The sequence below is a fragment of the Ruegeria sp. AK11 genome, from assembly GCF_056541095.1.
Map to the genome: position 1 here is coordinate 138604 of NZ_JBQFXU010000004.1, position 26060 is coordinate 164663.

General features: G+C 57.8%; 26 protein-coding genes. 14 read left to right on the top strand and 12 right to left on the bottom strand.

The features are described 5' to 3' along the window. Positions 1-10: 10 nt before the first annotated feature. The gene (locus ACR0D9_RS12375; protein ID WP_209506524.1) at positions 11-565 is read right to left on the bottom strand and encodes an NnrU family protein; all 555 of its coding nucleotides are present in this window, start codon (positions 563-565) and stop codon (positions 11-13) included. Positions 566-571: 6 nt separating this feature from the next. Then, positions 572-1429: an HpcH/HpaI aldolase/citrate lyase family protein gene (locus tag ACR0D9_RS12380; protein ID WP_480538985.1), complete on the bottom strand. Its 858-nt coding sequence runs from the start codon at positions 1427-1429 to the stop codon at positions 572-574. A gap of 169 nt (positions 1430-1598) precedes the next feature. Between ACR0D9_RS12380 and ACR0D9_RS12385 the strand changes: the two genes are divergently transcribed. After that, on the top strand, positions 1599-1904 hold the full coding sequence (locus ACR0D9_RS12385) for a hypothetical protein (protein WP_480486649.1): 306 nt from the start codon (positions 1599-1601) through the stop codon (positions 1902-1904). On the opposite strand, the gene ACR0D9_RS12390 is transcribed toward ACR0D9_RS12385, so the two are convergent. After that, positions 1905-2660: a sulfite exporter TauE/SafE family protein gene (locus ACR0D9_RS12390; RefSeq protein WP_267363195.1), complete on the bottom strand. Its 756-nt coding sequence runs from the start codon at positions 2658-2660 to the stop codon at positions 1905-1907. A gap of 161 nt (positions 2661-2821) precedes the next feature. Here ACR0D9_RS12390 and mdh point away from each other — a divergent pair, with 161 nt between their 5' ends. From mdh to lpdA, 11 genes are all read left to right on the top strand, one after another. Beyond that, positions 2822-3784 carry a malate dehydrogenase gene (gene mdh, locus ACR0D9_RS12395; RefSeq protein ID WP_267363196.1) on the top strand — a complete coding sequence of 321 codons (963 nt, stop codon included), beginning with the start codon at positions 2822-2824 and terminating at the stop codon, positions 3782-3784. Between the two features lie 308 nt (positions 3785-4092). Next, entirely contained in the window at positions 4093-5286 is a 1194-nt protein-coding gene (sucC, locus tag ACR0D9_RS12400; RefSeq protein ID WP_267363198.1) for an ADP-forming succinate--CoA ligase subunit beta, read from the top strand. A gap of 79 nt (positions 5287-5365) precedes the next feature. After that, entirely contained in the window at positions 5366-5899 is a 534-nt protein-coding gene (locus ACR0D9_RS12405; RefSeq protein WP_480483144.1) for a hypothetical protein, read from the top strand. Positions 5900-6029: 130 nt separating this feature from the next. Then, entirely contained in the window at positions 6030-6857 is an 828-nt protein-coding gene (locus ACR0D9_RS12410; protein WP_480486647.1) for a glycosyltransferase family 25 protein, read from the top strand. Positions 6858-6870: 13 nt separating this feature from the next. Next, a complete protein-coding gene (gene sucD, locus ACR0D9_RS12415) occupies positions 6871-7752 on the top strand; it encodes a succinate--CoA ligase subunit alpha (RefSeq protein WP_209506539.1) in 882 nt (293 codons plus the stop codon). 3 nt (positions 7753-7755) lie between these two features. After that, positions 7756-8436, top strand: coding sequence for a hypothetical protein (locus ACR0D9_RS12420; RefSeq protein ID WP_480483141.1), 681 nt, complete (start codon positions 7756-7758; stop codon positions 8434-8436). Between the two features lie 2 nt (positions 8437-8438). Then, positions 8439-8981: a DUF805 domain-containing protein gene (locus ACR0D9_RS12425; protein WP_480483139.1), complete on the top strand. Its 543-nt coding sequence runs from the start codon at positions 8439-8441 to the stop codon at positions 8979-8981. Then, the gene (locus tag ACR0D9_RS12430) at positions 8978-11935 is read left to right on the top strand and encodes a 2-oxoglutarate dehydrogenase E1 component (RefSeq protein WP_480538987.1); all 2958 of its coding nucleotides are present in this window, start codon (positions 8978-8980) and stop codon (positions 11933-11935) included. The genes ACR0D9_RS12425 and ACR0D9_RS12430 overlap by 4 nt, the downstream gene beginning before the upstream one ends. A 3-nt stretch (positions 11936-11938) precedes the next feature. Further along, positions 11939-13444, top strand: coding sequence for a 2-oxoglutarate dehydrogenase complex dihydrolipoyllysine-residue succinyltransferase (odhB, locus tag ACR0D9_RS12435; protein WP_480486645.1), 1506 nt, complete (start codon positions 11939-11941; stop codon positions 13442-13444). A 2-nt stretch (positions 13445-13446) separates the two neighbouring features. Further along, complete coding sequence (locus ACR0D9_RS12440) at positions 13447-13716, top strand: hypothetical protein (RefSeq protein ID WP_480483134.1); 270 nt, start codon at positions 13447-13449, stop codon at positions 13714-13716. A gap of 72 nt (positions 13717-13788) precedes the next feature. Continuing rightward, entirely contained in the window at positions 13789-15177 is a 1389-nt protein-coding gene (gene lpdA, locus ACR0D9_RS12445) for a dihydrolipoyl dehydrogenase (RefSeq protein ID WP_480483132.1), read from the top strand. A 21-nt stretch (positions 15178-15198) separates the two neighbouring features. On the opposite strand, the gene ACR0D9_RS12450 is transcribed toward lpdA, so the two are convergent. Further along, positions 15199-15777 carry a TetR/AcrR family transcriptional regulator gene (locus tag ACR0D9_RS12450; protein ID WP_480486643.1) on the bottom strand — a complete coding sequence of 193 codons (579 nt, stop codon included), beginning with the start codon at positions 15775-15777 and terminating at the stop codon, positions 15199-15201. Between the two features lie 102 nt (positions 15778-15879). Between ACR0D9_RS12450 and ACR0D9_RS12455 the strand changes: the two genes are divergently transcribed. Next, positions 15880-16473: an NAD(P)H-dependent oxidoreductase gene (locus tag ACR0D9_RS12455; protein ID WP_480483129.1), complete on the top strand. Its 594-nt coding sequence runs from the start codon at positions 15880-15882 to the stop codon at positions 16471-16473. Between the two features lie 19 nt (positions 16474-16492). On the opposite strand, the gene ACR0D9_RS12460 is transcribed toward ACR0D9_RS12455, so the two are convergent. The 4 genes from ACR0D9_RS12460 to ACR0D9_RS12475 are packed head-to-tail and all read right to left on the bottom strand — an operon-like array spanning position 16493 to position 19398. Further along, on the bottom strand, positions 16493-17098 hold the full coding sequence (locus tag ACR0D9_RS12460) for a pyridoxamine 5'-phosphate oxidase family protein (RefSeq protein ID WP_480483127.1): 606 nt from the start codon (positions 17096-17098) through the stop codon (positions 16493-16495). Beyond that, positions 17085-17825 (bottom strand): lysophospholipid acyltransferase family protein, encoded by a 741-nt coding sequence (locus ACR0D9_RS12465; protein WP_480538989.1) that lies wholly within the window; start codon positions 17823-17825, stop codon positions 17085-17087. The genes ACR0D9_RS12460 and ACR0D9_RS12465 overlap by 14 nt, the downstream gene beginning before the upstream one ends. Further along, entirely contained in the window at positions 17825-18724 is a 900-nt protein-coding gene (locus ACR0D9_RS12470) for a cell division protein FtsX (protein WP_480486639.1), read from the bottom strand. Before ACR0D9_RS12470 ends, ACR0D9_RS12465 begins: the two co-directional genes overlap by 1 nt. Continuing rightward, positions 18721-19398 (bottom strand): cell division ATP-binding protein FtsE, encoded by a 678-nt coding sequence (locus ACR0D9_RS12475; RefSeq protein WP_209506709.1) that lies wholly within the window; start codon positions 19396-19398, stop codon positions 18721-18723. The genes ACR0D9_RS12470 and ACR0D9_RS12475 overlap by 4 nt, the downstream gene beginning before the upstream one ends. Positions 19399-19580: 182 nt before the next feature. Here ACR0D9_RS12475 and ACR0D9_RS12480 point away from each other — a divergent pair, with 182 nt between their 5' ends. Further along, positions 19581-20303, top strand: coding sequence for a zinc-ribbon domain-containing protein (locus ACR0D9_RS12480; protein WP_480538991.1), 723 nt, complete (start codon positions 19581-19583; stop codon positions 20301-20303). 3 nt (positions 20304-20306) lie between these two features. Here ACR0D9_RS12480 and ACR0D9_RS12485 read toward each other — a convergent pair whose 3' ends face one another. The 4 genes from ACR0D9_RS12485 to argH form a co-directional block, all read right to left on the bottom strand. After that, positions 20307-22790 carry a TIGR02302 family protein gene (locus ACR0D9_RS12485; protein ID WP_480483367.1) on the bottom strand — a complete coding sequence of 828 codons (2484 nt, stop codon included), beginning with the start codon at positions 22788-22790 and terminating at the stop codon, positions 20307-20309. A 96-nt stretch (positions 22791-22886) separates the two neighbouring features. After that, positions 22887-24152: a diaminopimelate decarboxylase gene (gene lysA, locus ACR0D9_RS12490; RefSeq protein WP_480486635.1), complete on the bottom strand. Its 1266-nt coding sequence runs from the start codon at positions 24150-24152 to the stop codon at positions 22887-22889. 304 nt (positions 24153-24456) lie between these two features. After that, positions 24457-24657, bottom strand: coding sequence for an argininosuccinate lyase (locus ACR0D9_RS12495; protein WP_480486634.1), 201 nt, complete (start codon positions 24655-24657; stop codon positions 24457-24459). Next, the gene (argH, locus tag ACR0D9_RS12500) at positions 24654-26042 is read right to left on the bottom strand and encodes an argininosuccinate lyase (protein ID WP_480538993.1); all 1389 of its coding nucleotides are present in this window, start codon (positions 26040-26042) and stop codon (positions 24654-24656) included. The genes ACR0D9_RS12495 and argH overlap by 4 nt, the downstream gene beginning before the upstream one ends. Positions 26043-26060 lie beyond the last annotated feature (18 nt).

The following is a 26060-nucleotide window of genomic DNA, read 5'->3' on the forward strand; positions in this document are numbered from 1 at the left end:
AATCAAATCCTTATGAGCCGAACGGAGATGGGCCAACCAGCCCGTGGATGTATCCGATAATTCCCATCAGAACGATCGAAGCCACGAAGAACATCGCATCCTTGCCGTAAGTGCCAGGCTCTGCCGGGGTCCACTCGGGTTCAGACTTGTTGATTACAATGACTTCGACCACCGCCCAGGCCAGAAGGCCACCAAACAGAATGATCGAGGCCAGATCGCCGTTCACCAACAGGTGCGCAAAAGCCCACAGCTTGAACCCGCCCAGCATCGGGTGGCGCAGCTTGTTCAGCAGCCGGCCTTTTGTGCCCGCAGGGCTCATCATATAAATCGCGATCAAAACCAACAGGTTGTTGACGTGAACCAGAAAGGTTGGCGGCGCCCAAACATGGATGAAGTCGGTCATGCGATACCCGAAGATCATCAGTAGGATCGACGCGACCAAAGCCAGGGCAACAGCGCCTTTACCCGCGTCACCCATTGCGGCGCGGCGTTCAGGTGCCACACGTTTGAACAGATGCGCCCCCCACCACAGCGCCACACCCAAGATCAGAAGAACAAAGCCCATGCTGGCCTACCCCGCTTGCAAAGCTAATATCGCCTCTGCTTTTGCCAGAATTTCGCGGGCAGTTACAACGTGCAGATTTTCAACAATCTTGCCATCAACAACGGCGACCCCTTGGCCAAGGGCTTCGGTCTCTTCAAAAGCCGAGATCTGGCGGCGAGCCAGGTCGATCTCATCCTCCGATGGCGCGAAGGCGGTATTTGCCACTTCGACCTGGGCCGGGTGGATCAGCGTTTTGCCATCAAAGCCCATATCGCGGCCCTGCGCACATTCGAAAGCCAGACCTTCGACATCCTTGAAGGCGTTGTAAACGCCGTCGATGATAATCAGCCCTTCGGCCTTGGCGGCCAGCAAGCACAGCCCTAACGAGGACATCATAGGCAGGCGATCTGGGCGGAAGCGGGTTTGCAACTCTTTCGCCAGATCATTTGTTCCCATCACGAATCCGGCCATCAGCGGATGCGCGGCAATTTCTGCCGCGTTCAGAATTCCACGCGGGGTTTCCATCATGGCCCAGATCGGCAAATCTCCGGTGATCGCAGCCAGCGCATCCACGTCAGCCGCCGAATTCACTTTAGGCAACAGGACTACGTCGGCATCCATTTCGCGCGCAGCCTCGGCATCCGCACGGCCCCATTCGGTGTCCAACCCGTTTATCCGGACAATCTTGACGCGTGACTCGTAACCTCCGGCAGCCAAGGCCGCCTTAAGCGTTTCGCGCGCATTGTCCTTTTCGTCGGCCGCGACCGCATCTTCCAGATCGAAGATGATTGCATCTACCGGCAGAATGCGGGCCTTTTCCAAAGCCCTCTCCCGGGACCCAGGGATATAGAGAACCGAACGATAGGGGCGCTGACGAGGATCCATGGACCACTCCCATTGAAATAAAGTTGCGCGGAATGGGGCATTTTTTACCGGAAAGTTCAAGCCCAAAATTGCCGCACCGCAGCAAACAGGGCGCAACGTGCTTTGCCTTAACTGAATTTCGGCCCCTACGCCGCACCCTGACCAGCAGAGGGAACCGAAAGGATTCGGGATGCGAAAGACAATGTTCAAGATGACGATGGGACTTGGGATCATGGTTCTGGCGGCACAACAGGCACAGGCCCAGGGGCAAAACTGCGCACCGCGAGAGGATGTGCTAAGAAGGTTGACCGACACTTATGGCGAAACGCGCAGGGGCTTTGGTCTGGCCCAGCAAGGCGCAGTCATGGAACTTTTCGCCTCAGCTCAAAGCGGCAGCTGGACCATCACGGTGACCTTGCCCAACGGGGTCACCTGCCTCGTCGCTTCGGGGCAAGCTTTTGAGGCTGTAGCCGAAGCGCTGCCCCCGAACGCCTGATCAGGTAAGTGCGTCCCAGATCAGTTTACTGCCTGTGAGGGTCAGCAGCACATAAGCAATTCCAAAGAACAGGCGTTCGGACAACATGAAATGTGCGCGGACGCCCAGCCACGCACCGAGAACAGCAAACGGTGTTAACAGCATATCGGCCCATGCCGTCTGCCACGTGAACATGCCCAGATAAGCGTAGGGTACAAACTTCGCGATATTAATCACCCAGAAAACCAATACCGTACTGGCTTGAAACTCGGTCTTTGTCAGCCGTTGGGACAACAGGTAAACGGCAGCTGGAGGGCCTCCGGCATGGCTGACGAAGCTGGTGAAGCCCGCGACCAGCCCTGCAAACAGGCCAGCGGAGGGTGGCAACCGTCTGGCAAACCCGCGCACCCAGCCTTTTGACTGTGCGATGTGCCAGATCACGAACCCGACCGAGATGCCGCCGATCAGCAGGCGCAGCAGGTCATCATCCGTTGAGCGGTAAAGCCATGCCCCCATTGCCACACCGGGTACAGCACCCAGGATCAGCAGGCGCGCATCCCTCCAGCTCCACCGCTTCCAATAAGGGCCCAAAGTGGCCACATCGATCACCATCAGAATCGGCAGCATCAGGGCCAGGGCCTGCCCGGGCGTTAGGATCAAGGCCAGAATCGATGATGACGCAAAAGCCACGCCCGAGCCGAAACCGCCCTTTGAGATACCCGCAAATATCACCGCTGGGATCGCCACTGCAAAAAACATCAGGTTTAATTCAAACATGCACCGGTCCCGGTTTTGGCTTGTCTCAAAGGCCCTTTAGCGCAACCACATGGGGTCTCGCAAACGGTATGCGGTTGTATGCCACGTCGCAGAACTCTTGCCTAATGCCGTTTTAGCGACTAGCACAGCCGCGATTTCAAAACCGACCGGAGATATTCCAAATGGCCAGACCCAAGATTGCGCTGATCGGCGCGGGGAACATCGGCGGCACGCTTGCGCATCTTGCAGCTGTCAAAGAACTGGGTGACGTTGTCCTGTTTGACATTGCTGACGGATTGCCACAGGGCAAGGCGCTCGACATCGCCGAATCCGGCCCGTCCGAAGGCTTTGACGCTTCGATGAAAGGCACCAGCGACTATGCCGATATCGCTGGCGCGGATGTCTGCATCGTGACCGCAGGCGTAGCCCGCAAACCGGGCATGAGCCGCGATGACCTGCTGGGCATCAACCTGAAAGTCATGAAGTCGGTCGGCGAAGGTATCGCAGCGCATGCGCCCGATGCGTTCGTGATCTGCATCACCAACCCTCTGGACGCCATGGTCTGGGCGCTGCGCGAATTCTCGGGCCTGCCGCACAACAAAGTCTGCGGCATGGCTGGCGTGCTGGACTCAGCACGTTTCGCGCATTTCCTGTCGGAAGAGTTCAACGTCTCGATGCGCGATGTAACCGCGTTCGTATTAGGCGGACATGGCGACACCATGGTGCCGTCGGTTCGTTATTCGACCGTTGCCGGTATCCCGCTGCCTGATCTGGTTGAAATGGGCTGGACCTCGCAAGAAAAGCTGGATGCCATCGTACAGCGCACCCGTGATGGTGGCGCGGAAATCGTAGGCCTGCTGAAAACCGGGTCGGCTTATTACGCGCCCGCCACTTCGGCGATCGAAATGGCCGAAGCCTATCTGAAAGACCAGAAGCGTGTTCTGCCTTGTGCGGCGTACTGCAGCGGTGAGTTGGGTGTTAACGGCCTTTATGTCGGGGTGCCGACTGTCATCGGCGCTGGTGGCGTCGAGCGCATCGTAAACATCAAGCTGAACGAAGACGAGCAAGCCGGTTTCGACAATTCGGTCAACGCCGTGAAAGGCCTGATCGAGGCATGCAAAGGCATCGACAGTTCACTGGCGTAAAACTGCCAGACAATTTGAATTTGAGGCCGGCCCAATTGTGGGCCGGTTTTCATTTGCCACCGCGGAACCCGGCCGCATATGTTGGCGCAAACGTCGCAAATCCCTTTTTTCGAATGTGATTTCAAAAAACTGTGCAGGATTATCGAATCAATTGATGACACTCGAGCTTTTGTGATCACACCCTAAAAACCCGTGATCACAAATGTTGAAAATCTTCGGCAATTTCCCGTCACAGATCAAAAAGCCCTTTAAATTTACCCGCTAGACACGCCTATAACGGTTAAACGCAGTCAGACGGGACAATTTCGATGAACATTCACGAATATCAGGCCAAGGCTCTTCTTCGCAGCTACGGCGCTCCGGTCTCCGATGGTCGCGCCGTGCTGCGCGCCGAGGAAGCCAAAACCGCAGCCGGCGAACTGGATGGACCGCTTTGGGTCGTCAAGGCGCAGATACACGCGGGTGGCCGTGGCAAAGGATCCTTCAAAGAAGCCGACGCTGGTGAAAAAGGCGGTGTCCGTCTGACGAAATCGGTCGAGGAAGCGGCCGAAGAAGCCAAGAAGATGCTGGGTCGCACTCTGGTCACCCATCAGACGGGTCCGGCAGGCAAGCAGGTCAACCGCATCTATATCGAAGCCGGTTCCGGCATCGAGCGTGAGTTGTACCTGGCCCTGCTGGTAGATCGTCAGACCAGCCGTATCTCGTTTGTCTGCTCGACCGAAGGCGGTATGGACATCGAAGAAGTCGCCGCCGCGACGCCCGAGAAAATCCTGTCCTTCTCGGTTGACCCGGCCACCGGCTACCAACCCTACCATGGTCGCCGCATCGCGTTTTCGCTGGGTCTGGAGGGCGCGCAGGTCAAGCAATGTGTCAGGCTTATGGGCATCCTCTACAAAGCCTTCGTCGAGAAGGACATGGAGATGCTGGAGATCAACCCGCTGATCGTATCCGACAGCGGCGACCTGAAAGTGCTGGATGCCAAAGTTGGCTTTGATGGCAACGCGGTCTACCGCCACCCGGATATCGCTGAACTGCGCGACACGACCGAGGAAGACCCCAAGGAACTGGAAGCCAGCAAATACGACCTGAACTACATCGCACTGGACGGTGAGATTGGTTGCATGGTGAACGGTGCCGGTCTGGCGATGGCCACGATGGACATCATCAAGCTTTATGGGGCCGAGCCTGCCAACTTCCTCGACGTGGGCGGCGGTGCGACCAAAGAGAAGGTGACCGAGGCGTTCAAGATCATCACCTCGGACCCGCAGGTCAAAGGCATTCTGGTCAATATCTTCGGCGGCATCATGCGCTGTGATGTTATCGCAGAGGGCGTGGTGGCTGCGGTGAAAGAGGTCGGGCTGCAAGTTCCGCTGGTCGTGCGTCTGGAAGGCACCAATGTCGAGAAAGGCAAAGAGATCATCAACAATTCGGGTCTGGACGTGATCGCGGCGGACAACCTGAAAGACGGTGCCGAGAAGATCGTGAAGGCGGTTAAGGGTTGAGCAGAGTGGGAGGAAGATTTGCAGAAATGCAAACCTTCCTCTGTCCTCGGGATGAGTATCACTTTCAAAGGCCGATTGAATGAATTTCCAGAAGATCTCCTTGGCAACCGCAATTCTTTTAGCTGGTTGCACGAACGCGCCGGTAACACGAAGCAGTGCAATTGAAGAAGCGAGTGTGCTGTTTGAAACGGTCTGCATGGCCAGCTTGGGTAATCCTTCTCAAGCAACTCAAACGCTGGAGAACTCAGACCTTGAACGTATTTCTAACACGTCCGAGGGAGGAACTCGGTTCTTCAGTGAGCCGAATTGGATCTATGCAGTCACCGGAACCAGAACTTCTGATTTTGGAACCAGGGGCAGGGTCGAGTATGACTACTGCTATATAGCGTCGAAAAACCTAACTTCCACTGACGTAGAAGAAATACAAAAGCGGATGGCTGCAAAGCACATCGATGGTTCATCTACTTATCAGACGACCAGAAGCTCTTCGAGAACTACGCTGAGAGCCGACAAACCCATTGCAGGGCGAAATGTCTACATCGTCTCCGGGCAACCTCCGAAACAACCCGCTGGACAGCAATACTCGTCCATCGAACTTCAACAGATAAGATAGCAAGCGAAGGAGCCACTAAAATGGCAGTCCTCATCGACGAAAATACCAAAGTGATCTGTCAGGGCTCTACCGGCTCGCGGACCAAATCGCTGTTGGTACAGACTGCCTGATCTGACTGGAATGTAACCCCATGACCATCCCCATCTTCCTCATAGGCCTAGAACGCGCCACCGGGCGGGCGCGTTTGATGGCGCAGGAGCTGCAAAAGGCAGGCCTGTCGGCAACGCGCATCAACGCTGTTGATTGCGACGCCGCCACCCGTGAGGAATTCCTGCGTGAATGCCGGTCTGAGGGACCCTGGGGTTATTTCCATACCAAGGACATGGCCTGCACCCTCAGTCACGCCAAAGCGTGGGAGGCCGTTGTCGCCTCCGGCGCGGAGCAGGCTTTGATACTTGAGGATGATGTTTTCCTGTCGCCAGAACTGGCGGATTGGTTGAACGATGCATCCTGGTGGCCAGAGGATGCCGATATCGTGCGGTTCGAACGCTGGCGCAGCACAAAGCTTTTCCTCGCACTTGAGCGCAAAAGCTCATCCCATCTGGGTCGGGAACTGCGCCTGATGCACTCACGCCACCCCGGCGGTGCCGCATATGCGTTGACCCGGCAAGCGGCAGAACACTTTCTGGCGCAAAAGCCCTATGACATCACGCTGGATGGCCTGTTGTTCAACCCGTCAGCCTCGGCTGCGGCGCGTCGGGTCAATGTCTATCAGGTGGTTCCTGCGATGGTCGAGCAAGGCAACGAAGCGCCGGGCGAAATCCAGATGGGTTTCCCCCGCGCACGCCCTACGGGCTGGCCGCTGGTCCGACAAAAAATCAGGCGCGGTATCGCCGAAATCAGCAGCGGCCTGCGCACGATGGCCGATCTGGCCCTTGGTCGCGCCACGCTTCAGAAAATCACCTATGCGCCGCAGGTTCTTCCAGCGGCTGAACCCTATCAATCCCACACCGCCTAGAGAAAGGGACAAAATGGCAGTCCTCATCGATGAAAACACCAAAGTGATCTGTCAGGGCTTTACCGGCTCGCAAGGTACATTCCACAGCGAACAGGCTATTGCCTATGGCACCAAGATGGTCGGCGGCGTGACCCCCGGCAAAGGCGGGATGGAGCATCTGGGCCTTCCCGTGTTCAACTCGGTCCACGAGGCCAAGCACGTGACCGAAGCCAACGCATCGGTGATCTACGTACCGCCCCCATTCGCGGCGGATTCGATCCTCGAAGCGATTGATGCCGAGATGGAAGTGATTGTCTGCATCACCGAAGGTATCCCGGTTCTGGACATGATGAAGGTGAAACGCGCGCTGGAAGGCAGCAAGTCGCGCCTGATTGGCCCGAACTGCCCCGGTGTCATCACGCCTGACGCCTGCAAGATCGGCATCATGCCCGGCCATATTCACAAACGCGGCAGCGTGGGTGTCGTTTCCCGCTCGGGTACGCTTACTTATGAAGCCGTGAAACAGACAACGGACGTAGGACTGGGCCAGTCCACCTGTGTGGGCATTGGCGGCGACCCGATCAAAGGGACTGAGCATATCGACGTGCTGGAATGGTTCCTGGCAGATGACGAGACCACGTCGATCATCATGATTGGCGAGATCGGCGGCTCGGCCGAGGAAGAGGCCGCACAGTTCCTGGCCGATGAGGCCAAGAAAGGCCGCAAAAAGCCGGTTGCAGGATTCATCGCAGGCCGCACAGCCCCTCCGGGCCGCCGCATGGGCCACGCAGGTGCCATCGTCGCCGGTGGCAAAGGCGGTGCCGAGGACAAGATCGAAGCCATGCGCTCGGCCGGTATCGTCGTGGCCGAAAGCCCAGCGCAGCTGGGTGAGGCCGTGCTGGAAGCGATTGGGTAAATTGTGAACTGGGGCACAAAAATCCTTTTTGGCCTTGTGGCTGCCATCTCGGCAGCCACTACTGCCCCTGCTGTTGCCGACAGCTCGAGCTTCGCTTCTGATACCGTTGCGGCTTGCCAGTCCGCAATTGATCTAGCGACAGTGACCGATACCCTAATCGAGATTGGCTGGTCTCCGGTGGTCCCAGCGGAACTTGACGAACGCGCAATAAAGTCTTTTGCCGCAACGTTACTTGCAGAACAGTTTGGCTATGGTGACGTTGCCAATCCGCGCATAACAAGAACATGGGAACTTGCACTCAAGAATGCCGCCGGGACTCGTAATCTAAAGATTGTCGAAAGCACACAACAAAAAGATCGTTGGTTTGTTAAACTTCAAACCGGAAGCGTTTTGCGCATCGACAGTTATGTGCATGACACCTACGGCCATCTAAGTTGCGTGATTGCGCTCAAAAATGAAGAATCGCCAGTGACATTTGAGCGTTTGCTTGGGGACACAGGACGTGATCCTGCGACCTTGCCTCCAGTGCATCGTCTTCGATCGCAATCATATGAAAGAAACGGCCTAAAACGGGTTCTGAACGGTGCGGTCCTGAACACCGAGCGCATTTCCGCCGTGTCGGGCATTGACATTGATGTGTCCTCTGTTTTCTCAACTTATGTCACGAAACAGTCAGAGAACTAAGAATGACCTTCTCCGACGCCATACGCACCTGCTTCTCCAAGTTCTTCACTTTCTCGGGCCGTGCTTCGCGGCCCGAATACTGGTTCTTTTTCCTGTTCATCGTGATCTGGAACATCATTGCCGGGATCATCGACTGGCAGTTCTTCACGCAGGTCGCGGTGACGGAAACCGAAACCTCGAAATCCGTGTCGACCACGTCCTCGCAACCGGTGCAGGGCATCGTCAGCCTGATCGTCTTCTTTCCCCATCTGGCAGTTGCTTTCCGGCGGATGCATGATACCGGTCGCAGCGGGCTGTATGCTCTGCTGCCGATCCTGTTGATCCTTGGCGCCGGAGCCGTGCTCGTTTTCGGTATCGGCCTGGCCTCTCATTTCCAGCATGGTGGCAGGCTGGATATCCTGTTTACCCGCGCCACGTTGCTCATCGTTCTTCCGACACTACTGGTACTGGTCGTGTCGCCCCTCCTGGTTCTATGGTGGCTGACACGCCCCAGCCAGCCAGGCACCAATCAATACGGTCCCAACCCAACAGAGGTAGCCCTATGACCGAACATTCGCCCAATTCCGCCTTTCATGCCTCAAGCTTCATGCAGGGGCATAATGCCGAATATCTGGAGCAGCTTTATGCGCAATACACAAAGAACCCCGGTGCGGTGGATGCCGCATGGGGCGCGTTCTTTGATGCCATGGGCGATGATGCCCCCGATGTTCAACGCGAAGCCGAAGGTCCGTCCTGGGCGCGCACCGACTGGCCGCCGATGCCAGCAGACGACCTGACTGGTGCGCTGACTGGTGAATGGGCCGAGATTGACGCCAAAGCGGCGGGCAAGAAGATCAAGGACAAGGCGGCTGAAAAAGGGGCTGAGGTCAGCGACGATCAGATCAAACGCGCCGTGCTGGACAGTTTGCGAGCACTGATGCTGATCCGGGCCTACCGCATCCGGGGCCATCTGGCCGCAGATCTGGACCCGCTGGGTATGCGCGCTGCCAGCACCCATCCTGAGCTGGACCCGAAGACTTACGGTTTCACCGATGCCGACATGGATCGCCCGATCTTTATCGACAACGTGCTGGGATTACAGGTCGCTTCCATGCGGCAGATCGTTGAGATCGTGAAACGCACATATTGCGGCACCTTTGCGCTGCAGTACATGCATATCTCGAACCCGGAAGAGGCCGCGTGGCTGAAGGAGCGGATCGAGGGCTATGGCAAGGAAATCGCGTTCACCAAGGAAGGCCGCAAGGCGATCCTGAACAAGATGGTCGAGGCCGAGGGCTTTGAGAAGTTCCTGCACGTCAAGTACATGGGCACCAAGCGGTTCGGTCTGGACGGTGGCGAGGCGCTAATCCCGGCGATGGAACAGATCATCAAGCGTGGTGGCGCGCTTGGCCTCAGTGACATCGTCATCGGGATGCCGCACCGGGGTCGCCTGAACATTCTGGCCAACGTGATGGGCAAGCCTTATCGCGCGATTTTCAACGAATTCCAGGGCGGTAGCTTCAAGCCAGAGGACGTGGACGGCTCTGGCGATGTGAAATATCACCTCGGCGCCTCAAGCGATCGCGAATTCGATGGCAACAGTGTGCACCTGTCATTGACCGCCAACCCCTCTCACCTTGAGGCGGTAAACCCGGTAGTTCTGGGTAAGGTTCGCGCCAAGCAAGACCAACTGGGCGACACGAACCGTACCAGGGTCATGGCGATATTGCTGCACGGTGACGCGGCCTTTGCCGGTCAAGGTGTTGTGGCCGAAGGCTTTGGCCTGTCAGGCCTGAAAGGGCACAGAACCGGCGGCACCATGCACATCGTGGTCAACAACCAGATCGGGTTCACTACCGCGCCGCATTTCAGCCGCTCGAGCCCCTATCCCACCGATATCGCGCTGATGGTCGAGGCCCCGATCTTCCATGTGAACGGCGACGACCCCGAGGCGGTAGTTCACGCCGCGAAGGTGGCGACCGAGTTCCGCCAGAAGTTCCATAAAGACGTGGTTCTGGACATCTTCTGCTATCGCCGGTTTGGCCATAACGAGGGCGATGAGCCCATGTTCACCAACCCGATCATGTACAAGAAGATCAAAACCCATAAGACAACGCTTTCCTTGTATACCGAGCGGCTGGTCAAGGACGGGCTGATCCCCGAGGGTGAGATCGAAGATATGAAGGCCGCTTTTCAGGCCCACCTGAACGACGAATTCGAGGCCGGGAAAGACTATAAACCCAACAAGGCCGACTGGCTGGATGGGCGCTGGTCGCATCTTGACAAGAACAAGGATGACTATGTCCGGGGTGAAACAGCGATCTCGGCAGAGACACTGGCAGAAATCGGAGCCGCGCTGACCAAGGCTCCTGGCGATTTCGCAATGCACAAAACCGTTGAGCGGTTGCTGGAACATAAGAAACAGATGTTCGAGACTGGTGCAGGCTTCGACTGGGCCACGGGCGAGGCACTGGCGTTTGGCTCGTTGCTGACCGAAGGATATCCCGTGCGTCTGGCCGGACAGGACGCAACACGGGGCACCTTCAGCCAGCGTCACTCTGGGTTTGTTCATCAGGAAACCGAAGAACGGTATTACCCGCTTAACAACATCCGTGCCGGGCAATCCCAATACGATGTCATCGACTCGATGCTGTCGGAATACGCGGTGCTGGGTTTCGAATACGGCTATTCGCTAGCAGAACCGAACGCTCTGGTTCTGTGGGAGGCGCAGTTCGGCGACTTTGCCAACGGTGCGCAGATCATGTTCGACCAGTTTATCAGCTCGGGCGAAAGCAAGTGGCTGCGGATGTCCGGTCTTGTCACATTGCTGCCGCATGGCTTTGAAGGGCAAGGCCCGGAACACTCGTCAGCGCGTCTGGAACGGTTCCTGCAAATGTGCGGTCAGGACAACTGGATCGTGGCGAACTGTACGACACCCGCGAACTATTTCCACATCCTGCGCCGTCAGTTGCACCGTACTTTCCGGAAACCGCTGATCCTGGTGACACCGAAGTCGCTGCTGCGTCACAAGCTGGCCGTCAGCACGGCGGACGACTTCACCACAGGCTCCAGCTTCCACCGGGTGCTGTGGGATGACGCGCAGAAGGGCAACTCTGACACCAAGCTGGTGGCCGATGACAAGATCAAGCGCGTCGTCATGTGTTCCGGCAAGGTCTATTTCGACCTGCTGGAGGAACGCGACGCGCGTGGCATCGATGACATCTACCTGATGCGGATCGAACAATTCTATCCGTTCCCGGCACATTCACTGATCAACGAACTCGAACGGTTCAAGAATGCCGAGATGGTCTGGTGTCAGGAAGAGCCCAAGAACCAGGGTGCGTGGACCTTTATCGAACCCAACATCGAATGGGTCCTGTCCCGTATCGATGCAAAACACACTCGCCCGACCTATGCCGGTCGCGCCACATCGGCCTCGCCCGCAACGGGGCTGGCCAGCCAACACAAAGCCCAACAAGAAGCGCTGGTTAACGAAGCGCTGAGCATTGAAGGAAAGTAAGCGATGACGATTGAAGTTCGTGTTCCCACGCTTGGCGAATCGGTCACCGAAGCCACAGTTGCAACCTGGTTCAAAAAGCCCGGTGATGCGGTCGCCATGGATGAGATGCTGTGTGAGCTGGAGACAGACAAGGTCACCGTCGAGGTTCCTTCTCCCGCAGCGGGTGTAATGGGTGAAATCGTGGCAGCCGAAGGCGAAACCGTCGGTGTTGACGCCTTGCTGGCAACGATTGCGGCGGGCGAAGGCGCAGCCCCGGCGCCAGCCGCAGCCCCGGCAGCGGCACCTGCCGCATCAGGTAGGTCGGTTGACGTGATGGTGCCGACACTTGGTGAGTCTGTGACGGAGGCAACCGTTTCGACCTGGTTCAAGAAGGTCGGCGACAACGTCGCGCAGGACGAGATGCTGTGCGAATTGGAAACCGATAAAGTCTCGGTTGAAGTTCCCGCACCGACTTCGGGTGTTCTTGCGGAAATCGTTGCTCCAGAAGGATCGACCGTGGATGCGGCTGCCAAGCTGGCCGTCATCTCCGGAGCTGCCGCTGGTGCAGCAGCCGCGCCGGCCCAGGCAGCGGCGGCGGCGCCCGCAGCAACAAGCACCGGAAAAGACGTCGCAAACGCACCGTCCGCCCAGAAAGCAATGGCCGAAGCCGGACTGTCGGCTGATCAGGTCACCGGAACAGGCCGCGACGGTCGCATCATGAAGGAAGACGTAGCCAAAGCCGTTGCAGCAGTTTCAGCCCCGGCACCTGCGGCGACTGCGCCCGCCCCTGTGGCCCAAGCCCCTCGCGCCCCTGTGGCTGCCGAGGACGAGGCCCGCGAAGAACGCGTGCGGATGACCCGCCTGCGCCAAACCATTGCCAAACGTCTCAAGGACGCACAAAACACCGCTGCGATCCTGACCACCTACAACGAGGTGGACATGACCGAGGTCATGGCCCTGCGCAATCAGTACAAAGACCAGTTCGAGAAGAAGCATGGCGTGCGTTTGGGCTTTATGTCCTTCTTCACCAAGGCATGCTGCCACGCGCTGAAAGAAGTGCCCGAGGTCAATGCCGAGATTGATGGAACCGACATCGTCTACAAGAACTTCGTGCATATGGGCGTCGCCGCCGGTACGCCGCAGGGTCTGGTCGTTCCCGTGATCCGTGATGCCGACAGCATGTCCTTTGCCGCGATCGAAAAAGCCATCGCCGAAAAGGGCAAGCGCGCCCGTGACGGCAAGCTGAGCATGGCTGAGATGCAGGGTGGCACCTTCACCATCTCGAATGGTGGTGTCTATGGTTCGCTGATGTCCTCGCCGATCCTGAACCCCCCTCAGTCGGGTATTCTGGGCATGCACAAGATCCAGGACCGCCCGATGGTCATCAATGGTGAGATCAAGATCCGCCCGATGATGTATCTGGCCCTGTCGTATGACCACCGGATCGTCGATGGCAAAGGTGCCGTTACCTTCCTCGTTCGTGTGAAAGAGGCGCTGGAAGACCCGCGCCGCCTGCTGATGGACCTGTAAGCATGGCAACGCATGTACTTTGGCAAGCCGACGTGGCCGATTTCAACGCCTGGCTGAAAGTGTTCCGCGAGGACAAACCGATGCGCAAGGCCGCGGGTATCCGCGACCTGCACGTCTGGCGCGACCCCGACCAAAAAGACCACGCCATCGCGATGTTCGAGGTTACAAACCTGGACAAGGCCAAAGCCTTCTTTGGTTCTGAAGAATTGGCGATGCATCACGAGCGGGGCGGAATTGCCCATATCTCGATCAAGCTGCTGGAACCTGTTTGACAATGACTATTTCCGACCCGCCAAATCGGGTCGGGGAAGCGCCGGTACGTCCGGTCGATTTAGGAGAATGTAATGGCAAATTATGACGTCATCGTAATCGGCGCCGGACCCGGCGGCTATGTCTGCGCGATCCGCTGCGCTCAACTGGGTTTGAAAACAGCCGTGGTCGAAGGGCGCGAAACACTGGGCGGTACTTGCCTGAACGTGGGCTGCATTCCCTCCAAGGCGCTGCTGCATGCCAGCCATCAGCTGCACGAGGCCGAGCATAACTTTGCCAAGATGGGCCTGAAGGGCAAAGCGCCTTCAGTCGATTGGAAGCAGATGCAGGCCTACAAGGACGAGGTCATCGACGGCAACACCAAGGGCATCGAATTTCTGTTCAAGAAGAACAAGATTGACTGGCTGAAAGGCTGGGGATCAATCCCAGCCGCAGGTCAGGTCAAGGTGGGTGATGAGGTCCACGAGACCAAGAACATTATCATCGCCTCTGGATCGGAACCATCTTCCCTGCCCGGTGTTGAAGTTGATGAGAAGGTCGTCGTGACTTCGACCGGTGCTTTGTCGCTGAACAAGGTCCCGAAGAAAATGGTTGTGATCGGCGCGGGTGTGATCGGGCTGGAACTGGGATCGGTTTACAGCCGCCTGGGCGCCGAGGTGACGGTGATCGAGTTCCTCAAGGAGATCACGCCGGGCATGGACCCTGAGGTGCAAAAAACCTTCCAGCGCATTCTCAAGAAACAGGGCCTGACCTTTATCATGGGTGCAGCGGTGCAGAAAACCGAAGCGACCAAGACCAAGGCCAAAGTTACCTACAAGCTGCTCAAAGACGACAGTGAACATGTGATCGACGCCGACACTGTGCTGGTTGCCACAGGCCGCAAACCCTATTCGGATGGTCTGGGGCTGGACGCTTTGGGCGTCGAGATGACCCAACGTGGTCAGATCAAGGTTGGTGCCGACTGGCAGACCAACGTGCCGGGCATCTATGCAATTGGCGACGTGACCGAAGGCCCGATGCTGGCACACAAGGCCGAAGACGAAGGAATAGCCGCTGCCGAACAGGTTGCAGGCAAGCACGGTCATGTGAACTATGGCGTGATTCCGGGCGTGATCTACACTTGGCCAGAAGTCGCGAATGTTGGTGAAACCGAAGCGACGCTCAAGGAACAGGGTCGTGCCTATAAGGTCGGCAAGTTCATGTTCATGGGCAATGGGCGCGCCAAGGCGAATTTTGCGGCTGACGGGTTCGTCAAGATTCTGGCCGACAAGGAAACCGATCGCATCCTGGGTGCCCATATCATCGGCCCGGGCGCAGGTGATCTGATCCACGAGGTTTGTGTGGCGATGGAATTCGGTGCTTCTGCCGAGGATCTGGCGCTCACCTGCCACGCGCATCCGACGTATTCCGAAGCGGTTCGCGAGGCTGCCCTGGCCTGCGGAGACGGCCCGATCCACAGCTAACACCCCTGACCCCTGCGGCGATCAGCTTGCCGGGGTCAGCCATGCATCCAGATATGTTTCCAGTCTGTCTGTGAACGTTGTCGCTGAATGCAGCGCGCAATACTGTAAGGACATGGCCTGAATGGCAAAGGCCTGCACGCCTTCTGCCAACAGCTCGGATGGTACATCCTTGCGTACCTCTGCGGTTTCAAGCCACATCATCACGACCCGGAAATACCGTTCAAAACAATAGGCAATCGGCCCAATATCTGCGATTGCCGTTGCCCCCGAGTATCTGATCAACAGATCGAACACGTACCGTTCGGACGTCATGAATTCGTGGACCGGTTCCAGCGAAGCGATAATCTCTGGTACCGTTTTGGGTGGGGTACCGGATTGGGCCTGATCCAGGCAAGCATTCAGCTTGTCCGCTATCAAGATTTCCATCAGCGCATCCTTGTCGCGGAAGTGTGCAAAGAAGGTCCCCTTGGCAACACCCGCGGCCTTTACAACTTCATCCACCCGCAAGGCTTCATATCCGCCATGTCGGATAACCTGTTCCGCAGCTGACAGAAGCTTGGCGCGGGTCTTGATGGTACGTTTCTGGATCGTTTTTTGCATAACGCCCAATCGCACATTTTTTGACCGTGGTCAAATTTAATATTGACCGTGGTCATTTTTTGATTCTATAAACTGACCGTGGTCATTTTTAGGAGAACCCCGATGCACCCCAAGAAAATCCTCATCCTCGATGGACATCCGGCAGAAAGCAGCTTGTCACGCACATTCGCAGAAACCTATGGCGAGGCAGCCCGCAAAAACGGACATGATGTCCGAATAGTCCACCTGAGCGACCTGCAATTCGATTTTGATTTCGGTCAGGGCAACTATCACGACTTCAAGCCGCTTGAACCAGTTCTGGAACACGTGTTGCAGGACTTCGAATGGAGCGACCATCTGGTCCTGACCACACCTATGTGGTGGGGCGGGCTGCCTGCAAAACTCAAGGGATTGATTGACCGGATGTTCATACCGGGGCGGACATTCGACACCCGCAACACCACGATGGCTGGCCTGCCAGCCCCGATGCTGACCGGACGCACGGCACGCGTTATCCTGACCTCAGATACGCCGGGCTGGTTCATGCGCCTGATGTACAGGCAAGCGCTTATTCGACAGGTTCGGGGCCAGATCCTCGGTTTTGTTGGCTTCAAACCAACGCGATTCACTTACTTTGCAGGCGCAAGCTATCCCAAACCGGGCAGCGTTGATCGCTGGATCAAAAAAGTGTCCAGAATCGGAGCCGCCGCAGCTTGACTGAACAACCGTCCGCTACCTACCACATTGTCTTGGCGGCGCGTGCAGCCCAGTCTTTGTCATATTGCGCGCCGCCCTCTTCACCCTCTGACGCCTCCGACAAAAGCTGCCCAATCGTCGGAAGGTCCTTGCTTTCGTCGCCACAAGTCCAAGTGCGGGCGCGCATCAGTGCACGCGCGCACTGACTGTAAATCTCGTCAATCTGCACGACGATAACCGTCGCCGGAACCTTGCCAGCCTTTTCGAACTGGTTGCGCAATGCCGCGTCTGCGGTCAATCGGGCTGTTCCGTTTACCCGAACGACATTGTCAGAACCCGGCACAAAGAACATCAGCGAAACGCGCGGGTCCCGAACAATGTTGCGCAAGCTGTCCAGGCGGTTGTTTCCCCGCCAGTCAGGCAACGCCAGCGTTTTTGGGTTTAACTCACGCACAACAGCACCGTCGTCCCCACGTGGGCTTCCGTCCACACCCTCGGGACCAACTGTACTGAGAACACAAAGGCGCGCGGCTTCAATCCACTTGCGATAGAGCGGAGTTAAGTGTCGAACGACCTTTCGCAACGAAGCAGCACCCGGCGTTCCGTACAACGCCTCGAGATCTTCTACTTTTTCAATGAATTCCATCAGGATCAAACCCCACTTCGCGCATCAATTCGTTCGAACGTGTTTCGATCACTTCCTCCAACCGCGCGAGGAACTCATCGCGGGCAACACCCGGTTTGATCGGCTCCAGAAAATCTACAATGGCAAGGCCGGGTTTACGCATCACGCCTGTGCGGGGCCAGAACACGCCAGCATTCGTCGCAACCGGAACGCATGGAAAACCAAGGCCTTCATACAGGACCGCTGTACCAACCTTGTAGGGTTTCTTTGCACCCGGCGCCACACGCGTGCCCTGCGGATAGATCACCAGCTGTCCGGGTTCGGAGAATTCTTTTGAGACGTCCTTGACCATTTTTGCCACAGCCGCACCGCGTTTGCCGCGATTGACCGGGATACAACCAAGGCGTCGTGCATACATGCCAATGACGGGTGTGAACAACAGCTCGCGCTTCATGATAAATTTGCCGTGCGGAATGGCGTCGAAAATCATGATGATATCAAGGAACGACTGATGTTTAGCCCCGATGACCACTTCATTCGTTGGGGCATTGCCCCGCACCTCACAGCGGATACCAACCATCCACCGGGCCAGCCACATGGTGCTTTTGGCGTAGGTTTTGCACGCTTTCAGGGCACCGTTTTTGGAAAACAGCGCATAAGGTAGAAACGCGATGCCAAGGATCAGCATCCAAGCATAGATCACAATCATGAAGATGAGGGAACGAACCCACTGAATTGCCATCAACATCAGGAAAGCTCCTTCAACTTGCGTCGGGCCGCGGCCCATGTGGCAACAAAGGCAACGGCTGCCCCAAGGACGGGGATAAGAACCGGCAATACCCAGTCTTTGCCCTGAAATCCAACTCCGGTCAGAAACCCGCCCGCGTCCGAAGCTTCGGGCAAAAGCAAGACACCTGTCATTCCCAGCAGAGTCCCAACCGAAGCGCCGAAAAACGCGCGATAGGTAAACCGCCGTACAAAAGCCCCTGCGATGAAACCATCCTGCGCGCCAACCAATCGCAGAACCTCGATAATCTGCGCATTGGCCGCAAGTGAGGCGTTGGCTGCAAGGGTAATCATCGCAGCGGTCGCGCCACCGATCAGCAGGATTGATATCCATCCCAGACGACGCAGGGACATCGCTGCATCGACCAGCGGTTCGCGCCATCGCGTGTGATCATCCAGAACCGCGCCGGGCACCTCGGCCCCCAATCGCAATCGCAGCCCGATCGCATCCAGCCCCGGTTCGCCCTCGATAATCTCGATCAGCTGCGGGATTGGCAAAGTATCCAGCGGCAGGTCCGGCCCGAACCAAGGCGCCAGCAATGCGGCCTGTTCTTCTGTGCTAAGCGCACGGGCGGAGGCGACACCTGGCGTCTGGCTGAGGACGGTCAATGCCGCTTCTGTCTGGGCAGCAAGCTGCTCGGCCGGTGCGTTGATGCGCAAGGTCGCAGCGCCCGCCAGTTCCGAGGCCCACCGATCCGCGATGCGGCCAGAGGCGAGGGACAAAGCCAAAGCAAAAACAGCAAGAAATGCCATGGCACCAGCGACAAACAGCGTCAGATGCGCGGTGTAGCCGGTTGGCGGAACAACGCGGTCAGCACGGGTATCGCCGCGCAGCAGGTTTCGGATATCAGCCCCAGTCACAGGTCTGCCCCCGCCAGATGCAGCTTTCGCTGCGAAATCCGCAAAACACGGGCCTGAACATGACTTTTTGCCGCGCGGATCAGGCTCAGGTCATGGGTGGCAATCAGAACGGTCTTTCCCATACGGTTCAGCTCGACCAGCAGGTGCAACAAACGTTGCGACATCTCCCAATCGACATTGCCCGTGGGCTCATCAGCCAATATGACATCGGGCGACAGGATGACGGCGCGCGCCAGAGCCGCCCGTTGACGTTCACCGCCGGACAATTCCGGTGGCCGCGCTTCGAGACGTGCACCAAGCCCCACCCAGCTGAGCAGTTCGGTCAGATTGTCTTGCCCGGACGATTCCCCGCGCCCAGAGACCATCAGTGGCAAGGCGACATTCTCGGCAAGCGTCATATGGTCAAGGAACTGGCAATCCTGATGAACAACGCCAACACGGCGACGCAGCACGGCCAGCTGATCCCGATCAAGGGCCGAGATATCCTGATCAAACACGCTGAGACGTCCCGAGGTTGGTAACAGTGCCCCGTAACACAGCTTGAGCAATGTCGTCTTTCCCGCCCCCGATGGCCCGGTCAGAAAATGGAACGACCCCGGCTGCAATTGAACCGAGACATCGCTCAGCAACTCGCCACCACCGTAGGTATAGCTGACATTTTCCAGCTCGATCACACGTGCCCCCAATATTTTGCCGCTCTTCTTGCCCGAGCATGGCGACGGTTTCAATGGCTCTACCGAGTCCAATTGGTGACACTTGGCCCATGAAACCGAAAACGCCCTTTGCTGTTGGGTCTTAACGGAATATCATCCCTGAAAAAACTATTATCGGCCCTTCATCCGGCCGAGGAGGCAGTATGCGTCTTACATGTCCGAATTGCACTGCGCAGTACGAAGTTCCTGACGAGGTCATCCCCGAGGAAGGCCGCGATGTGCAGTGTTCGAACTGCGATCAGACCTGGTTTCAGGCCAAGCATCCATCCGAGCCGACGGATGAACCGAACGCGCCCGAGGACAAGCCTGTTGAGGCAGATACATCGGACACCGAGGTCGAGGCCCAGAAGGACGCCGAGCCCGCAGATAAATCAGCGCCAGAGGTTGAAAAACCTGGTGCATCTACAGGAAATGTTGCCCCATCAGTCGCCAGTATCCTGAAAGAAGAAGCCGCACGAGAAGCGGAGTTACGTGCTCAGGAAGGCGGTGGTCTGGAAAGCCAGCCCGATCTGGGCCTGGAAGCACCGCCAGAACCTAAGGTCAGGCCCAAACGCCCTGCAACTTCGGAAACCGCCGTAGATGCCGGGCAAAAGGATGCACTGCCGGATGTCGATGCCATCAACTCGAGCATGCGGTCGGACCCGGCAGAAGATGAGGCGCAGGCGCCTCGCAAGTCCGGTGGGTTCTTGCGCGGTTTTGCGCTGATGCTGATCATCGGCGTGGTTCTGTACCTGATCTACGGGAATGCCCGCCAGATCAGCGAGGCTGTACCGCAGGCCGATCCGTTGCTCAGCTCATATGTGTCGCTGGTGGATCAGGCGCGCATCTGGCTCGAAACTCAGGCAGGATCCGGTGCGCAGAACTAAGGGCTAGAACCGCTCCAGCAACCGCTTGAGGTATTCCAGCTCGATCTGGGGACGATCTGTTTCACCGGTCCGACGGCGGATTTCATCCAGCAACTCGCGCGCCCGGCGATAAACGTCTTCGCCCTGCAACAGGTTCTCGTCGGTTGAAATCGAACCCGCAGCGCCTGGGTTTCGGCCCAGAGGATCGCGGTTGTTGGCCTGCATGTCGCCGTCCTGCGTTCCCTGCCCTGGTTGGTTCTGCTGTTCCTGCGCCATGGCTTCACCCAGCGACCGCATCCCTTCGCGCAACGCTTCCATCGCTTCGGATTGACGGTCGATAGCTTCGGCGAGATCATCGCCACGCAGGGCCTGCTCGGCCTCGTCCATGGCGCGCCCGGCCCGATCCAGCGCCTCGCGCGCGGCGTCACCTTCGGGTGTGCCGACACCGGGGAGACCTTGTTGCTGACGACCCAACTCGTCTCTCAACGCTTGCTGTCGGTCGGCGAGCGAGCCTTGCCCCTGCTCACCGTCTCCAGCCTGATCCGAACCTTCACCTTGTCCGCCCTGACCTTCGTGGCTTTGCCCCCGACCTTGCCCGCCGTTGCGACCTTCGTTCCCTTGGCTTTCACCTGATTGCGCGCCGGGGTTGAATTGTTCCTGCAAATCACGAAAGGCCTGATCGCTAAGACCCTGCTGTTCGCGCAGGGTTTCGGCAAGACCTTCCATGGCCTGCTGGCCTTCGGATTGCTGCCCTTGGCCCTGACCCTGAGTTACACGCATGTTCTCCATCATCTGCTGGAATTCTTCCAGCGCCTGCTGGGCTTCGGCCATGCGACCTTGTTCCATCAGTTCCTGAATACGGTCCATCATGCGCTGCAGGTCATCCTGCGTCATTTGCAAAGATTCACTATTCTGGCCGGGCTGACGTTCGCCGTCTTCTCCATCTTGCTGTGCCAGACGTTGTAGTTGCTGAAGGTAATCCTGCGTCGCCTCGCGCAATTCCTGCATCAACTCCGCTATTTCTTCATCGCTGGCCCCGTTCTTCATCGCCTCGGTCAGACGTTCCTGCGCGCGGCGCATCCGTTCCAATGCATCCGCCAGCGTCCCGTCCTCGATCACCACGGCAAGGTCCCACAGGGCTTGTGCAATCTCTTCCTGTTGTTTGGGTTTCAACCCGTATCGATGAAAAGTTTCCAATCGCCTCAGAACAACCCGCAGACGCAGATAGGCTGTGTCAGAACGAAACAGATCCTCAGGGCGGTGCGACACAGCCCTCAGCAATTGCGAGACACGAGGCGCATTGGATCGCGACCAAAGCAGATCGCGCCTTTGCTCAATCACGGCTGCCGCCAGCGGATCAAAGAAGCGCCGTGCTGGCAAAGCCGTCTCATAGGAATCCGAAGACGTTTGCTGCTCCGCTGCATCCGTTGCCATCAAGGTAATCCTGACCGGCAAATGCGCCCACGGATGCTGCGAGAAGTCCTCGATCAGGTCTTCGGTGAAATCTGCCCGATCACCGGTGATCGGCATGGGTAATTCAATTTCGATCACCTCGCGCGGCTCTGGCTCGGCCGCCAGTCCGTACCGACGGTCAATCGCCGCCAAATCCAGCTCGATCCGGGCCAAGCCCGAAACCACTCCGTAATCGTCGCTGGCGGAAAATGGCAGCTTCATCTGCCCGCCCGCTTCAGACTCGGCGGTACCGGAAACTGCAATCTGCGGAGCCGCGTCGTCAATGACCTGCACCGACCAGTCCCGCCCCACCGGACCATCAATGCGCAACTGACCCGAGCGTTCGGCGACAAACTCCTGTTCCGGGTCTGTTGCCGCCTCGGTTCCGCTGGCAGAACTGCTTTCGGTCAGACTATGTGCACCGACCTCACCGTAAAGTCGCAAGGTGATGCGACTGCCCTTGGGAACAGAAAGCGCCGCCCCCGTCTGATCAGCAAGATATAAGGTCGGCAAACCTGTGTATCTGGGGGGTTCCACCCATCCTTCCCAAGTTGGGCCCTGTCCAGCGACGGCTGTACCCGGCGCCATGTCCGCCACTGAACCCACGCGCCACAACGAACCAAAGATCAGCGCCACGACAAATGCCAGCAGAGCGGCATAGCGCAGCGCATACGGATCACGCGACGCAAGCCGAAGATCTGGTTTCACAGCCTCAGCAGTGGCCGCACGCTGTGCCATGCGGGCTTTGTGCGCCTGCCACAAGGCAACCGAGTCCCCATCGTTGGTACCGATTGCCTGATCATCCAGCAAAGCCTGAATAGGTCGACCGGGCAGAGCCTCATCCAGCCGCGCCAGCGCATCAGCGCGGGACGGCAGTTTGAATTTCGTGACACCGCGGACGGATGCTACACCAAAAGAGATCAACGAGAGCGCACCAGCACCCCAGACGATTTCAACGGGCAGATGATCCTGCAGCCCCAGCATCAGAGCGGCGAGCAAAGCCAGAACAATCGAGAACGCAGGCCAGAACGCGCGCAGCACCTGTTCAGCCACCATGCCAAGATGGGTTAGCCACAGGGACAGGCGCGGAATGGGCAGGTTCGTACTGTTGGTCAAGACGGGCCTCCGGGACAGGCCCGCGCGGTTATCGCGTCAAAGCCACGATGGTATGGTATCGCGGTTTATGATTTCGTCAAAGCTTGGCCGTTTACGAATGACTGCAAATTGATCACCATTCACCAGAACTTCAGGGATCAACGGACGGGTATTGTATTCGCTGGACATCACCGCACCGTATGCACCCGCGCTGCGAAATGCGACCAGATCACCCGATTTCAACGGTGGCATATTGCGCTGCTTGGCAAAGGTATCCCCGGATTCGCAGACCGGGCCTACGATGTCATAGGCTTGCTGTTCCACGCCAGCCGCCGGTTCTTGCACCGCTATGATATCGTGGTACGCTTCGTACATTGCAGGCCGGATCAGGTCATTCATCGCCCCATCAAGGATCAAAAAGTCGCGACCTTCGCCTGATTTCACATAGATGACCTTGCTGACCATGATCCCGGCATTGCCCGCGATCAGGCGGCCCGGCTCAATCTCGATCTCACAGCCCAGATGGCCCAGTGTTTTCTTGACCAGCGCACCATATTCAATCGGCAAGGGCGGTGCGTCGTTCGACCGGGTGTATGGAATGCCCAAACCACCGCCCAGGTCAAGGCGCCTAATGTTGTGACCTTCAGAGCGGAGGCGCTCGGTCAACTCGGCCAACTTTGTGTAGGCCAACTCATACGGTTCAAGTTCGGTCAGTTGCGAGCCGATGTGAACGTCGATGCCGATCACCTCCAGCCCCGGCAGGTCGGCGGCGTGAGCATAAACTTCCGAGGCGCGGGCTATCGGAATGCCAAACTTGTTCTCGGACTTGCCCGTGGCAATCTTGGCATGCGTCCTGGCATCAACATCCGGGTTCACCCTGACGGTAATCGGCGCGATCACGCCAAGCTCAAGCGCAATGGCGTTGATCACTTCCATTTCGGGCTCGGATTCGACATTGAACTGGCGAATGCCGCCGCTCAGCGCCATGCGTATCTCGTCCGCTGTTTTCCCCACACCTGAGAACACGATCTTGTCACCGGGAACACCAGCCGCCTTCGCACGCAGATATTCTCCGCCCGAGACCACGTCCATCCCCGCACCTGCTTGGGCCAATGTCTTAAGGATCGCCTGATTGCTGGCCGCCTTCATCGCGTAGCAGACCAGATGATCGGTGCCGTCCAACGCGTCATCGAACAGCTTGAAATGCCGCAGCAATGTAGCCGTGGAATAGACGTAGAACGGTGTTCCAACCGCGGCTGCGATTTCGGAGACGGGGACATCCTCGGCGTAAAGCGCGCCGTCGCGGTACAAAAAGTGATCCATGCTTGCGCGCTTAGACCATAAAAGGACTTCGGATCAATGGATTCTGTATCCTTAGTCCCGGTTTAGTTTTGCGTTGAAACACCAACTCGGCCATAGCCCGAGATTGAAATGCCGGTGCCCGATTGTTTTGGTTCGGCCGCAGGTTCCGGACGTCGCGCTGACGAAGGCTCGCAAGCCGCCAAAACAGCAAGAGCACAAACCAATCCCAGAATTTTCATTTCAATACCATTTCTTTGTGTGACAGGTAATCGATACGTGGACCCAACATGAGGTGCCGGGACCATGGGCGCAACATTCAAAAGGATCAGAATCCAAGATAAATGCCCAGCGGTCCGCGGCTTAGGCCGACACCCCCGCCAACATACGCGCCGCTTGATCCAACCCCAATGGTGGCACTGACCGTGGGTTGAGGGGCAGTTGGTTGATCAGGCTCGCCATCAGCCCCGCACCCGGCCAGCACCAGACCGGAAACCGCAATCAGGATCGCACGTAGCGCGGTTGTCATACCATTGCCTTCCATCGTTCGATCTGGGCCCGCACCTGATCGGGGGCGGTACCACCGTAGGACTGCCGCGAGTTTACCGAATTGTCGACGCCAAGGACAGAGTAGACATCATCCGAGATATCACCATGGACCGATTGCATATCATCCAGCGTCAGGTCGGGCAGATCACAATCCTTGCCTTCGGCCATGGCCACCAGTGATCCGGTGACGTGATGCGCATCCCGGAACGGCAGGCCCAGCACCCGCACCAGCCAGTCGGCCAGATCCGTAGCGGTCGAGAAACCCGAGCCGGCGGCGGCGGCAAGGCTGTCGCGGTTGGCGGTCATGTCCTTGACCATCCCTTCCATCGCAGCCAGTGCCAGCATCCAGTTGTCGGCGGCATCAAAGACCTGTTCCTTGTCCTCCTGCATGTCCTTTGAATAGGTCAGCGGCAGGCCCTTCATCACCATCATCAGCGCGGTATTGGCCCCATAGATACGCCCAACCTTGGCGCGGATCAGTTCGGCTGCATCCGGGTTCTTTTTCTGCGGCATGATCGACGAGCCGGTCGAAAACCGGTCGGACAGGGACACGAAACGGAACTGGGCCGACGACCAAATCACCAGCTCCTCGGCAAAGCGCGACAGGTGCACAGCGCAGATCGAGGCGGTCGACAGGAACTCCAGCGCGAAATCGCGGTCGCTGACGGCATCCAGCGAGTTGGCGGCGGGGCGATCAAAGCCCAACGCCTGCGCCGTCATATGGCGATCAATGGGGAAAGATGTACCCGCCAGTGCGGCGGCCCCCAACGGGGATTCGTTCATTCGGGCACGGGCGTCGCGGACTCGGCTCAGGTCGCGGCCGAACATCTCGACATAGGCCATCATGTGGTGGCCCCATGTTACGGGTTGCGCAGTTTGCAGGTGGGTGAAGCCGGGCATGACCCAATCGGCGCCTGCTTCGGCCTGTGCCAAAAGCGCGCGAATCAGAGCCAGCAGACCAGTTTCAGCCGCGTCTAGCTGATCCCGGACCCACAGTTTGAAATCCGTCGCCACCTGATCATTGCGCGAACGCCCTGTGTGCAAACGGCCAGCAGGCTCGCCGATGATCTCTTTCAGCCGCGCCTCGACATTCATGTGTATGTCTTCCAACGCAGTTGAAAACTGAAACGTGCCGCTCTGGATTTCTGACAAAACGGTGAGCAGCCCTTCCCGAATGGCCTGCGCATCACTATCACTTATGACGCCTGTAGCAGCCAACATGGCCGCATGGGCGCGCGAGCCTTCGATGTCCTGGGCTGCCATCCGCTGATCGAACCCGATCGAGGCGTTGATCGCCTCCATGATCGCGTCTGGACCGGCGGCAAAGCGGCCGCCCCACATCTGGTTCGAGGAATGATCGGTCATGTAAGAAAACCCGGAGTT

Excerpts from the sequence above, each read along its gene's own strand:
- ACR0D9_RS12375 (WP_209506524.1), bottom strand. The coding sequence starts at position 565 with ATGGGCTTTGTTCTTCTGATCTTGGGTGTGGCGCTGTGGTGGGGGGCG.
- ACR0D9_RS12380 (WP_480538985.1), bottom strand. The coding sequence starts at position 1,429 with ATGGATCCTCGTCAGCGCCCCTATCGTTCGGTTCTCTATATCCCTGGG.
- ACR0D9_RS12385 (WP_480486649.1), top strand. The coding sequence starts at position 1,599 with ATGCGAAAGACAATGTTCAAGATGACGATGGGACTTGGGATCATGGTT.
- ACR0D9_RS12390 (WP_267363195.1), bottom strand. The coding sequence starts at position 2,660 with ATGTTTGAATTAAACCTGATGTTTTTTGCAGTGGCGATCCCAGCGGTG.
- mdh (WP_267363196.1), top strand. The coding sequence starts at position 2,822 with ATGGCCAGACCCAAGATTGCGCTGATCGGCGCGGGGAACATCGGCGGC.
- sucC (WP_267363198.1), top strand. The coding sequence starts at position 4,093 with ATGAACATTCACGAATATCAGGCCAAGGCTCTTCTTCGCAGCTACGGC.
- ACR0D9_RS12405 (WP_480483144.1), top strand. The coding sequence starts at position 5,366 with ATGAATTTCCAGAAGATCTCCTTGGCAACCGCAATTCTTTTAGCTGGT.
- ACR0D9_RS12410 (WP_480486647.1), top strand. The coding sequence starts at position 6,030 with ATGACCATCCCCATCTTCCTCATAGGCCTAGAACGCGCCACCGGGCGG.
- sucD (WP_209506539.1), top strand. The coding sequence starts at position 6,871 with ATGGCAGTCCTCATCGATGAAAACACCAAAGTGATCTGTCAGGGCTTT.
- ACR0D9_RS12425 (WP_480483139.1), top strand. The coding sequence starts at position 8,439 with ATGACCTTCTCCGACGCCATACGCACCTGCTTCTCCAAGTTCTTCACT.
- ACR0D9_RS12430 (WP_480538987.1), top strand. The coding sequence starts at position 8,978 with ATGACCGAACATTCGCCCAATTCCGCCTTTCATGCCTCAAGCTTCATG.
- odhB (WP_480486645.1), top strand. The coding sequence starts at position 11,939 with ATGACGATTGAAGTTCGTGTTCCCACGCTTGGCGAATCGGTCACCGAA.
- ACR0D9_RS12440 (WP_480483134.1), top strand. The coding sequence starts at position 13,447 with ATGGCAACGCATGTACTTTGGCAAGCCGACGTGGCCGATTTCAACGCC.
- lpdA (WP_480483132.1), top strand. The coding sequence starts at position 13,789 with ATGGCAAATTATGACGTCATCGTAATCGGCGCCGGACCCGGCGGCTAT.
- ACR0D9_RS12450 (WP_480486643.1), bottom strand. The coding sequence starts at position 15,777 with ATGCAAAAAACGATCCAGAAACGTACCATCAAGACCCGCGCCAAGCTT.
- ACR0D9_RS12455 (WP_480483129.1), top strand. The coding sequence starts at position 15,880 with ATGCACCCCAAGAAAATCCTCATCCTCGATGGACATCCGGCAGAAAGC.
- ACR0D9_RS12460 (WP_480483127.1), bottom strand. The coding sequence starts at position 17,098 with ATGGAATTCATTGAAAAAGTAGAAGATCTCGAGGCGTTGTACGGAACG.
- ACR0D9_RS12465 (WP_480538989.1), bottom strand. The coding sequence starts at position 17,825 with ATGTTGATGGCAATTCAGTGGGTTCGTTCCCTCATCTTCATGATTGTG.
- ACR0D9_RS12480 (WP_480538991.1), top strand. The coding sequence starts at position 19,581 with ATGCGTCTTACATGTCCGAATTGCACTGCGCAGTACGAAGTTCCTGAC.
- ACR0D9_RS12485 (WP_480483367.1), bottom strand. The coding sequence starts at position 22,790 with ATGGTGGCTGAACAGGTGCTGCGCGCGTTCTGGCCTGCGTTCTCGATT.
- lysA (WP_480486635.1), bottom strand. The coding sequence starts at position 24,152 with ATGGATCACTTTTTGTACCGCGACGGCGCGCTTTACGCCGAGGATGTC.
- ACR0D9_RS12495 (WP_480486634.1), bottom strand. The coding sequence starts at position 24,657 with ATGACAACCGCGCTACGTGCGATCCTGATTGCGGTTTCCGGTCTGGTG.
- argH (WP_480538993.1), bottom strand. The coding sequence starts at position 26,042 with ATGACCGATCATTCCTCGAACCAGATGTGGGGCGGCCGCTTTGCCGCC.